General features: G+C 36.0%; 9 protein-coding genes and 1 pseudogene. 7 read left to right on the top strand and 3 right to left on the bottom strand.

What is annotated here, in order from left to right:
• On the top strand, positions 1-813 hold an 813-nt coding region (locus IKV95_RS09600), incomplete at its 5' end, for a TDT family transporter (RefSeq protein WP_287451731.1).
• A gap of 120 nt (positions 814-933) precedes the next feature.
• Here IKV95_RS09600 and IKV95_RS09605 read toward each other — a convergent pair.
• Positions 934-2,580, bottom strand: a complete 1,647-nt coding sequence (locus IKV95_RS09605) for an alpha-keto acid decarboxylase family protein (RefSeq protein ID WP_120488019.1) — start codon at positions 2,578-2,580, stop codon at positions 934-936.
• A 129-nt stretch (positions 2,581-2,709) separates the two neighbouring features.
• On the opposite strand from IKV95_RS09605, the gene IKV95_RS09610 reads away from it, so the two are divergent.
• Entirely contained in the window at positions 2,710-3,174 is a 465-nt protein-coding gene (locus IKV95_RS09610) for a MarR family winged helix-turn-helix transcriptional regulator (RefSeq protein WP_029091079.1), read from the top strand.
• A 119-nt stretch (positions 3,175-3,293) separates the two neighbouring features.
• On the opposite strand, the gene IKV95_RS09615 is transcribed toward IKV95_RS09610, so the two are convergent.
• A complete protein-coding gene (locus IKV95_RS09615; protein WP_029091080.1) occupies positions 3,294-4,292 on the bottom strand; it encodes an LLM class flavin-dependent oxidoreductase in 999 nt (332 codons plus the stop codon).
• Positions 4,293-4,493: 201 nt separating this feature from the next.
• On the opposite strand from IKV95_RS09615, the gene IKV95_RS09620 reads away from it, so the two are divergent.
• The 3 genes from IKV95_RS09620 (at position 4,494) to IKV95_RS09630 (ending at position 7,224) form a co-directional block, all read left to right on the top strand.
• Entirely contained in the window at positions 4,494-5,096 is a 603-nt protein-coding gene (locus IKV95_RS09620) for a DUF1349 domain-containing protein (RefSeq protein ID WP_287451733.1), read from the top strand.
• 22 nt (positions 5,097-5,118) lie between these two features.
• Positions 5,119-5,436 carry a MazG-like family protein gene (locus tag IKV95_RS09625; RefSeq protein ID WP_029091081.1) on the top strand — a complete coding sequence of 106 codons (318 nt, stop codon included), beginning with the start codon at positions 5,119-5,121 and terminating at the stop codon, positions 5,434-5,436.
• Positions 5,437-5,715: 279 nt separating this feature from the next.
• Complete coding sequence (locus IKV95_RS09630) at positions 5,716-7,224, top strand: DUF1846 domain-containing protein (RefSeq protein ID WP_069118595.1); 1,509 nt, start codon at positions 5,716-5,718, stop codon at positions 7,222-7,224.
• A gap of 385 nt (positions 7,225-7,609) precedes the next feature.
• On the opposite strand, the gene IKV95_RS09635 is transcribed toward IKV95_RS09630, so the two are convergent.
• Positions 7,610-7,915 carry a hypothetical protein gene (locus IKV95_RS09635; RefSeq protein ID WP_287451734.1) on the bottom strand — a complete coding sequence of 102 codons (306 nt, stop codon included), beginning with the start codon at positions 7,913-7,915 and terminating at the stop codon, positions 7,610-7,612.
• A gap of 623 nt (positions 7,916-8,538) precedes the next feature.
• On the opposite strand from IKV95_RS09635, the pseudogene IKV95_RS09640 reads away from it, so the two are divergent.
• Both IKV95_RS09640 and IKV95_RS11235 read left to right on the top strand, forming a co-directional pair.
• Positions 8,539-8,700: pseudogene (locus IKV95_RS09640) on the top strand (transposase); the annotation flags it as partial.
• Positions 8,687-8,803, top strand: coding sequence for a hypothetical protein (locus IKV95_RS11235; RefSeq protein WP_353734613.1), 117 nt, complete (start codon positions 8,687-8,689; stop codon positions 8,801-8,803). The pseudogene IKV95_RS09640 and the gene IKV95_RS11235, both read left to right, overlap by 14 nt.
• The last annotated feature ends 142 nt before the right edge of the window (positions 8,804-8,945 follow it).

Raw genomic sequence — 8,945 nt, forward strand, 5'->3', positions numbered from 1 at the left:
GCAATTATAGGTGGAGTGATGGTTTTTATATTAGTATTGAAACTATTGATACACCCAGGTCATGTGCGATCAGATTTTAACAATCCAATAATCGTTGCTGTAACACCCACATTTACGATGGCAATAATGATTTTAGCAACCTACATAGAACCGCTCGCTGGTTGGCATCTTGTAGCTCAAATTTTGTGGTTAGTAGCTGTTGTACTACACATTGGTTTGATGATCTATTTTACAGCACGATTTGTTTTTCCTTGGCATATTGGGAAAATATATCCTAGTTGGTTTGTGATGTATGTTGGTATTGGCGTAATCCCCGTTACCAGCTTGAATTTTTACCCAACACTAGGAAAAACCTTTTTATGGATTGCATTAGCTCTGTATGTAATCGTGTTACCAATTGTATTTAAACGTGTCTATTGGCACAAAAAAATGCCAGAAGCAACACTCCCGTTGATCGGTATTATTGCTGCACCGGCTTCATTATGTCTAGCAGGATGTATCACGATTTATGGTGGAGAAATTCGTTGGTTGGCGATTGCATTGCTTTGTTTAGCTCAAGCTTTGTATGTGTTTGTATTACTGCAAATACCACGTGTACTACGTCTATCGTTTTATCCAAGTTATGCTGCGTTGACATTCCCGATGGTAATATCAGCAACAGCATTAACATTAAGTGCAAAACAATTACCACAACTACAATTTTTACATGTGGCGGGAATCATTGAAACAGTTATTGCCTGTGCAATGGTACTGTATGTCATCATTCATTACATTGTCTTTTTGAACACTCATATGATGAAACGAGAAGCTTAAGCTGTTTATCAAATATAGCTAAACGAACTGGTTTTGTTTTAAACACAAAAAGGAGTAAACTCTTGAGTTTACTCCTTTTTTAGTGCAGCTATCTTGTGTTACATAGCGTTAACAATATTTTTAGTGTGTGTTTTGTTTGGCAAAAATACGGCCCATTTCTTTTAATAATTCTGGTGCATCTGTTTGGTCCATAACGACTTCAATCCATTGTAAGCGTGTTGTATCAGCTTGCGCGGTTACAAGTGCTTCAGCTAACTCTGTTTCAGTCGTTACTTTATAAGTCGCTACATTTTGGTCCGTGCCACCAAAAACAGTTGGGAGCTGAGCATAGTCCCATGTAGGGATATCATTATAACGCTCATTAGGCCCATGGATTTCACGCTCAACAGTATACCCATTGTTGTTAATAACAAAAATAAGTGGTGTTAATTTTGCACGTAATGCCATTCCGAGTTCTTGAATGGTAAGTTGTAACGAACCATCTCCGATAAAGAGAAGATGGCGTTTGCTTCTAGCAGCAAGTTGACTTCCAAGTGCTGCAGGGAAAGTATAACCAATTGAACCCCAGAGTGGTTGCCCAATTAAACGCATATCTTTTTTAAACTGAGTGTTTGTAATACCGAAAAAAGAGGTTCCTTGTTCAGCAACAATGGTGTCGTTTTGTTTGAAATTGGTTTCAATCGCTTCCCAAAAACGATTTTGTGTTAAGAGCGTATCAGTCGCAATGAATTCTTTAGTAGAAGGCATTGTTTTTAACGCTGCACTTGTTTCCATACGATAATCAATCGTAGTTAACGCTTCAACGAGTTCTTTGAAGTCATTTGAAGGATAATCATGTCCGAAAACAGTTGTTGTTTCAGGATGAATAGCGATGATTTTAGAAGCACTGAAACTTTGACTGAAACCACTGGTTGCAGTATCCGTTAGTTGCGCACCCAGTAAAATAACAAGGTCAGCATTATCTACGTAAGTTTTTAAGGGTTCTGCTGTTAAAGCCCCTGAATAGATACCAACAAATTGTGGGTGTGTTTCATCGATACTACTTTTTCCTAAAGAAAGAGCAGCAACAGGAACAGTTGTATGCGCAGCAATTTTAGCGACAGTATCTTCTAAATGATAACTTTGGATTTCATGTCCCGTAATAAAAACAGGTTGTTTTGCCGAAGACAAGGCTGTTTGGATTTTTTCTAACAGAGTACTATCGATTGGCGATGTCACTTTTAGCTGTAATTTTTTTTGTGCTTTTTCTGCAGGAGCAGCTGCAACATCAATCGGTAAATTAATATAACCAGGACGACGTAATGATAAGGCTGTTGTAAGCACACGATCAATTTCAGAAGTCGCATTTTGGATGGTTAAATGAGCACTTGCAACGGTCACCGCATCATGCATTTTTTCAAAGTGTAAGAAATCGCCATCTCCTAGCGTATGATGGACTAATTTCTTATCGGTTTGTACTGTAGATACGGGCGAACCGACAATTTCAATCACGGGAACACGTTCAGCGAAGCTACCAGCTAACCCATTGATAGCACTAAGTTCACCCACACCGAAAGTTGTCACTAAAGCAGCGAAACCTTTTGTACGAGCATAACCATCTGCTGCATAAGCAGCATTTAATTCATTGGCATTTCCGACCCAAGATAACTGTGGGTGAGCAGTAATATGATCTAGGAAAGTGAGATTGTAATCACCAGGAACACCAAAAATATCTTCAACGCCTAATTCGTTTAAACGATCTAATAAATAATCGCCAATTGTATACATGTCTATCTCCTCCTAATATTCTATTTCAATTACACTATAGCCCTATCGGTATAATAAGTCAACTTGATTGACCTATAATTCAATTTTCTGAAATATGCTATAATTAACACATTATTATGGCGGGAAGGAATGAGTATATTGGCAGATAAAAAAGTAGACTTTGATAAGAAGCTCGCCTTGTTTTATTTTGGTTACCGTTCGTTTATCAAAACAGCGGATGATTTAGTTGAACACTATCAGTTGAGCAAGGTTCATCGACGTATTTTATTTTTTGTAGTGCGGATGCCTGGTCTGACGGTGAAGGAATTATTAGATGTGCTGGATATTACCAAGCAAGCATTGAACCGTCCCATGCAAGAGTTAGTGGACAAAGGGTGGGTCGAAACTATTCAAAACAGTGAGGATAAACGTAAGAAAAACGTCTATGTTACTGCTTCGGGTAAAGCAATTGATGATAAGATCAGTGCGGCTCAAATAGAAAAAATGCAAACGATTTTCACTGAAACAGGTGATCCAACAGGTGAGGTTTGGACAGCAATTATGGAGAAATATGCTGTGCAAATTGATAAAGACTTTTTAAAAAGAATGGATTAAAAATAAAAAAAGCGAGCTGTTTAACGCTGCAAATTAAATGTAATGCTTATGTTAGCCCCCAAAAAACCGACCTTCAAAAAATTAGATGATGATCTAACTTTTGAGGTCGGTTCTTTTATTTATTGTGTTATAAAGGTATCTGCTAACAAACGGTACATTTCAAGACGTTTTGATTGTGCATAAGGTGGACATAAAATCATTGCTTCATCAAAACCGTGTAAGGCTTGCTCTGCTTCTAGCATATCTTTAATCATTGCAGGTGTACCTACAAGATGTGCTTTACGATTTTCACTAATCGCCAAACGATCACGCTCTGTTAAGGGATAATTTTGTGCTTCTTCAGGAGAAAGACGTTGTTCTAACCGACCTCTCATTAAGTTTAAACGTGAGATATCAGCAGGCAATGCTTCGTATTCTGCTTCTTCAATCGTTTCAGCGACAGTAATCATATAACAAACAATGATGTTAGGTTTTTCCATGAAGTAAGAGGGTGAAAAACTTTCACGGTAACGTTTGAAAACATCAGGTTCCATTTTCCCTGTGAAAAACTGAGCGTAAGAATAACCAAGTCCCATGCGACCAGCTTGATAGGCGCTATCACCTGTAGAACCAAGTAACCAAGCGGTGGGTAGTGTGACGTTAAGTGGCACAGCAAAAGCATTATGATAGAGTGGGTTCTCTGGCATTTGGTCATTCATCAAGGCGAGCGCTTCTCTAATTTTTGTATAGGCGGAGTCATAAGCTGGTGGACGTCCTTCTGATAGTGCCATAGTTGAATAATGATCGCCTCCTGGTGCGCGTCCAGCGCCGAAATCAACACGACCGGGTGAAAGTGCACTGAGTGTTTTAAATGTTTCAGCAAGCTTGTAAGGTGCGTAATGCATCACCATCGTACCGCCAGAACCAACATGAATACGTTTTGTTTTAGCTGCGATATGAGCCATTGTTATTTCGGGTGCAGAACTGGCAATACCTTCGTTATTATGATGTTCTGCTAACCAAATACGTTCATAACCTAATTCTTCACCCACAATTGCAAGCTCAACGGCATTGTTTAGCGCCTCGCTTGCATCGGTGTTTTTGGGAACAACAGCCTGATCTAAAATACTTAATTTCATGAAAAAAACTCCTTTTCTGAGTTAACGATGTTAACTAACGATATGATGTCTGTGAGTGTATCACAAATATACCCCCACTCTAACAAAGAATGGCTTGAAAGCAAAGATATCAGCCTAAGGATTGAAGCCACAAGAGTTTATCTCACAATCATGCTAAAATAAGAGAGAGAATACTCATTTTAATAAAGGGGGCAAAAGAGTATGACATTTAATGATTTATATCCAACAATGTCTTGGTATAATGCACCAGCAGAAATGCAGGTGGATACAGAAAAAGAGCTGTTGATTGTCACAACGAAAAAAGACACGGACTTTTGGCAACAAACACACTATGGTTTTAAACGTGATGATGGTCATTTTTTAAGTACTGAAGCAGTAGATAATTTTTTATTCTCAGTGAAAATAAAAATGTTGCCACAGCAAAGGTATGATCAAGCCGGATTAATGTTGCGATTAGATGAAGGTAACTGGGCAAAAACATCTGTTGAATATATTCCAGAGGCAGATAATAAATTAGGTTCAGTTGTAACAAAAGATGGCTTTTCTGATTGGGCAACAATGGCAGTACCTGACCGTGATAGCTATTATTTCAGAATAATAAAAATCGGCGAAACTGTTTATGTTGCAACTTCTATAGAGGGTGAAAAGTGGGAGACAATCCGCTTGTTTCACATGAAACCCACAGCCGAACCACTGCAAATCGGTGTATATGCTTGTAGCCCCCAAGGCGATAAGTTAGAAGTTGAAATGAGTGAATTGCACTACGAAAAAGGGTTTGCGGATAAAGAAGAAGCGTATACATAATCAAAATAAAGGGGATGAAGGCATGCAAAATAATATTCAATCAATATTAGCATTAGCAAAGCGTGAACCTAAAACATTAGAACAAATGGCTTTGAAATTAGCTGAAGAAACTGGCGAAGTCGCTCAAGCAATTTTATCAGCTGGTAATAGTAGTGGCAGCGTTTATAAAAAATTATCGATGGCAGATGCACAGGAAGAATGTGTAGATGTTATTTTGGTAGCATTGGCGTTGTTTGAAAAATTATCAGCAGAAGATACGGCAACTGAAGCTACTTTTAGTGAATTGTTAGAGAAGAAGACAGCTAAATGGGAAGCTCATATGGGTAAAGATACGATGTAATGATAAAATTTTTGGTGTGTTGGATGTAACTTAATTAGCTGCTTTCGAGAAGTCTATCAAGTAGAGATAAGATGCTACGATTATTAGGAAAGTCTCTAGAATAGTCTTTTAGAGACCTTCCTCAATAGCTTATGTCGCATTATGTAAAAACCTTGCCATTTTGCGATTGAATTAATCGCTATAAGAGGTTGTCAATCTATCTCAATCGTCTATAATAGAGAAGAATGTGTTGAATACACGGAAAATAAAATGAGCGACAAAATTAACGGGGGCCTTAAAATGACAAAAGTAGGATTCGATCCACAAAAATATATTGAAGAGCAATCAAAATATATTTTAGAACGTGTTAATGACTATGATAAACTCTATTTAGAATTTGGCGGTAAATTGATTGGTGATAAACATGCTAAACGTGTGTTACCGGGATTTGATGAAGATGCCAAAATTAAATTGTTACAAAAGCTAAAAGATAAGACAGAAATTTTGATGTGCGTTTACGCAGGCGACATTGAACGTAATAAAGTACGTGGTGATTATGGTATTACATACGACAAAGATATTTTGAGACAAATTGATGAGTTACGTGAATTTGGCTTAGAAGTTAACAGTGTTGTCATCACACGTTATAGTGGTCAGCCCTCTACAAAATTATTTATTAACAAGCTAGAGCGCCGTGATATTAAGGTGTTTAAACACGCTGCAATTGAAGATTATCCTTCTAATATTGATAAAATTGTTAGCGAAGAAGGATTTGGCAAAAATGCTTATATTCCAACAACAAAACCGATTGTCGTTGTCACTGCACCAGGACCTGGTAGCGGTAAATTAGCAACTTGTTTAAATCAACTTTATCATGAAAGTCATCAAGGTCGCGAAGCAGGGTACTCTAAATTTGAGACATTCCCTGTTTGGAATGTACCCTTGAAGCACCCACTCAATATCGCTTATGAAGCAGCAACAGTTGACTTGAAAGATGTGAATATGATTGATTCATTTCACTATGATTCGTATCAAGAAGTAGCGGTTAACTATAATCGCGATGTTGAAACGTTCCCAGTCATTAAACGAATGATTGAAAAAATTACAGGTAAAGAATCTGTCTATCATTCACCAACTGATATGGGTGTTAACCGTGTTGGTTTTGGTATTACAGACGATGCTGCAATTCAAGAAGCATCGAAACAAGAAATTATTCGTCGTTGTTTTGCCACAGAATGTGATTTTAAAAAGGGACTTTTAGATGAAGATACTTTAAATCGCATCAAGTTGATTATGGAAGAAGTTGAGCTCAAGAAAGAAGATCGTAAATCTGTGCAACCTGCACGTGATTATGCAATGCGTCTCAAAGAAACGACAGGTAACAATGATATGCCTGCTGTGATTGCATTAGAGCTAAATGACGGTCGTATTATCACAGGAAAAACAACAGCATTGATGGATACCTGTGCGGCAGCGATTCTTAATGCTATCAAGACATTTGCTAATATATCAGATGAGATTTTATTATTATCACCTGTTATTTTAGAAACGATTCAAGAAATGAAAAAAAATGAGTTACATCATAAACTTACGGCACTTAGTGCAAGCGAAGTATTAATTGCTTTAGCAATTAGTGCAGTAACAAACCCAACGGCGCAGTTAGCTTACGATAAGTTATCTGAATTAAATGGCGTTCAAGCGCATTCGACAGTGATGTTGAATGATAATGATGAACAAACACTCCGTAAATTAGGTTTAGATATCACCTGTGATCCAGTCTATCCATCAGATAATCTGTATTATATTTAATAAATGCATCTTGATGGGTGTCTAAAATGTTAGCACATTTGGAATGATAAATTAGAAGTATCTCACTAGACTAAGGAATTTTAGCTTCCATGTCTAGTGAGTTTTTTGGTTTATAGAATGTGGGTAGTAAATGAGAGTGATCTTTTCGAAAATATAATTCATTGTATAGAAGTTCTATTAAAAAATCATCATAAAGAAAAGTGTTTTTAGAACTAGTTATTTATTTTAATAGAGTTAAATGTCTTGTTCGTATTTGAAAGAAAAACATATTAACCGTGGATTATAAAAAAACAAGGATGCAAATTCCCAATTGATTAGTGGGAATTTGCATCCTTTAGTGTTTTTTATGGAAAGAATTACTATCCATCAATACATTCTGTTTTAATTATTTTACTGAACCATGAGGCGTTGTTAGTATAGTGAAAATGAAGTAATCATTAAATTCTTGTAGTTGTTTGTTTGTTGACATAGTTGCGATTTTAAAAATATTGGCATTCCATTGTTTTAAAGAAATCACTTTAATATCACGCAAAAGAGTGTTTTTTGCCATAGCTTGTTCTTTTTCTGAATTGATGTTTGTTGATTTTACTGTTGATATCTGATGATTATTTGTCGAAGCATTAACATTAACTGTTTGAAGACCAACCATACATAAAGATACCATAAGACCTGCTGTAATTAATTTTTTCATAAATTCATCCCTCTTTTAATTAGATTTTAAATTCTTATTGAGTGTTTTTCGATATAAGCGCTTGTTAAAGCATACATATAATTTAACTTTTTTTGAACATGCTCCTCTCTTTTTAAAAATTTTATATTTGTTCAATGAAAATAACTTTTATACAGTACGATAAGTGGTACAGTTTTTAGTTATACTTTTGAACTTATTCATACTGTATACAATCTAGTATATACTTTCATTTTCTTACTTCTTTTTAATTGGTAACGCTTTCATTTCATTTTGTGAACTTTTTATATAAATAGAGTAAAAGTTGTTAACTATTTTTGATTTTAAAAGGAGAGGCGATAACTGATAAAAGCATACGATGGGGGATTTAAAGCAAAAAACTCAATAGACACAACATGCTTAGCAATTGGTTAAGGCTCACTACATCCATGTTTGATTGTGAAAAGTACCATGTAGTTTGTAAAACTTACCTATAGTGAGCTCTGTCTACAAAATTTTAGCTCTATAATTTATGGCGTTGGTGAATTTTCACTGATGAAAGAAAACATGAAATTATAGATATCTTGCCTACTCGAAGATTGCATCATTTGAAGGACTATTTTTAAAATTATTCCTATGAAGCGAGAGCTTCTGTAAAAACTATAGTGGTAGATATGAATGCACCTTATACGTTTCTAATTAGAGACGTTTTCCCAACCGCAATTGTCATTATTGATCGTTTTCCATTTAGTTCAATTAGTGATGCGCTCGCTCAATCAAACACGTATCAAGCTCATGAACCGCTATAATACTTCACGCCCAGAAGATAAGAAGATTTATCGTAAACTAAAAATGTATTGGAAATTACTACTTAAAAACAAAGCAGAGTTGTACGATTCAGACTACCGCTAAAAGAGCACTCTTTGAAAATATCAGTCAAGAAGTGCTTTTAATTTTCTAGGAATGTGGCTTGCTACTTTGTAGACGGAATGCAAAAATGCGCTTAATGACGTATTTTTTGAATGTATTATAAACTGTTCTGATTAATGTATAA

This window comes from Brochothrix sp., assembly GCF_017549435.1.
GTDB lineage: Bacteria > Bacillota > Bacilli > Lactobacillales > Listeriaceae > Brochothrix > Brochothrix thermosphacta.

Coding starts and splice junctions, on each gene's coding strand:
- IKV95_RS09630 (WP_069118595.1), top strand. CDS start 5,716: ATGACAAAAGTAGGATTCGATCCACAAAAATATATTGAAGAGCAATCA.
- IKV95_RS09625 (WP_029091081.1), top strand. CDS start 5,119: ATGCAAAATAATATTCAATCAATATTAGCATTAGCAAAGCGTGAACCT.
- IKV95_RS09615 (WP_029091080.1), bottom strand. CDS start 4,292: ATGAAATTAAGTATTTTAGATCAGGCTGTTGTTCCCAAAAACACCGAT.
- IKV95_RS09620 (WP_287451733.1), top strand. CDS start 4,494: ATGACATTTAATGATTTATATCCAACAATGTCTTGGTATAATGCACCA.
- IKV95_RS09635 (WP_287451734.1), bottom strand. CDS start 7,915: ATGAAAAAATTAATTACAGCAGGTCTTATGGTATCTTTATGTATGGTT.
- IKV95_RS09605 (WP_120488019.1), bottom strand. CDS start 2,580: ATGTATACAATTGGCGATTATTTATTAGATCGTTTAAACGAATTAGGC.
- IKV95_RS09610 (WP_029091079.1), top strand. CDS start 2,710: ATGAGTATATTGGCAGATAAAAAAGTAGACTTTGATAAGAAGCTCGCC.
- IKV95_RS11235 (WP_353734613.1), top strand. CDS start 8,687: ATGAACCGCTATAATACTTCACGCCCAGAAGATAAGAAGATTTATCGT.